Below are 1,694 nucleotides of genomic sequence, written 5' to 3' on the forward strand. Positions count from 1 at the left end.
TTCAAAGAACTTGTTTGCCGCTCATTTGCGACTCCCTTATGTTAACACTTTCATGTTTCAATGTCAACTAAGTTTTTTATTTCGTTTGTCGCGTTCTGCATTGTTGCTATCAGCGACTCGTATAATACTACACCTCTATATAATAATAGTCAATGTTTTTTTACATAAAAAGTTTTTTTCTATATATAAGCAAACACAAATCATTAACCTTCTATTCATACTCCCTTTTTCTATTTCCCATAGACCTAACCTTTCCAAAAGAGAAGAGCTTAAAAGCACTCAATTCCTCCCTACTCCACATTATGAGCACTTACTCAATGAGCCCTATTTTCATAGAAAGCACTTCTTCCCTAGTTATCCTGTACGCTCCCCTAGATCAATTATAAAAAGGGCGTGCCATTCGATGAATCACACACCTCTTTTTATGTTCTTGCATTAATGTATTTTATACTTTCTATCTTCCTTAGTCTGTCGATCTACAGATTTCATTAGAACACGCAACTTATCTTGATCCGCCCATATAACTCCAAATAAAACTAGACATCCTCCTATTAATATCTTCCATGTTAAAGATTCATTTAATAGAATAACCGAAGCAATAATACTTATAGGTGGTAAAGCATTTAGATACAACCCACTTACTGATGCCGAAACCCTTTCTAGCACCTTATTCCAAAACCAATAAGCTAGGATTGTTGCACAAACAACAAGGTATGTAAAACTAAGCCCTGTCTTCCATGTGTCCATCTGAGGTAGACCATAATAAAAAGTTTCGATAACTGCAAAAGGGAATAGAATCATTGCCCCTATGATTAATGTTAATGTTGTAAATACTTCATTTGATAGATTCTTTTCTTGTTTTGGCCTTTTTAATAATATTGTATAGAAAGCAAATAAAAAAGTACTTAATAAAATAAGTATATCCCCAATTAGAGACGCACTTTGATCATTATTACCAGATGGAATAGTAATACATACTACCCCTATAAAACCTAATATAATTCCAATCCAATAGTTTAACTGGATCTTTTCTTTTAAAAACAGTGCCGAGAAAATAATTGTAACTAATGGTAAAGCGGCATCAATGATACTAACATGCAATCCACTTGTTAAAGAAATCCCATACGAAGTAAACATAAAGTATCCTGCCACGCCAGTAAAAGATAATAAGCTTATCCGTTTCCACGGAACATTCCTATTAACAATACTTTTTCGTAACGGCTGAAAAGAAAACAATAAACATATCCCACCAGCAAAGCAAAGACGAAGAAACAATAAGGTGAATGGTTGAATTGACTCTAGCGCCCATTTTGTCGGAGCAATTGCTATTCCCCATAGTATAACCGCTACTAGTAACATACTTATCTCTTTCATAAATCCCCACACCCATTCAAAAAGATATATTATGTATTATATCTTTTTAGTGGTTTTCCTTGTTAAATATATTTGTAATTTCAATTAGTAATAAGCTGTAAGGAAACCACTAAACCCTTTTCATACATATTGTTTCATTAACGTCTATTTTCTCTTCCATAGTATAACTGATTTATTAAGTATTGTTTTCTGAATCGACAAGACATTTAGCAAGACTTTCAATAGTATGTAAAAACACAAAAAAGACGAGTCATTCTGACTCGTCTAAGGTTGCTTGGCGACGTCCTACTCTCACAGGGACAAGGTCCCAACTACCATCG

1 protein-coding gene is annotated in these 1,694 nt (G+C 33.8%); it reads right to left on the reverse strand.

Annotated features, from left to right (window positions below; genetic code table 11):
• Positions 1-435: 435 nt before the first annotated feature.
• The gene (locus tag C564_RS0131380) at positions 436-1,374 is read right to left on the reverse strand and encodes a DMT family transporter (protein ID WP_018768233.1); all 939 of its coding nucleotides are present in this window, start codon (positions 1,372-1,374) and stop codon (positions 436-438) included.
• Positions 1,375-1,694: the final 320 nt, after the last annotated feature.

The sequence above is a fragment of the Bacillus sp. 105MF genome, assembly GCF_000374885.1.
GTDB lineage: Bacteria > Bacillota > Bacilli > Bacillales > Bacillaceae_G > Bacillus_A > Bacillus_A pseudomycoides.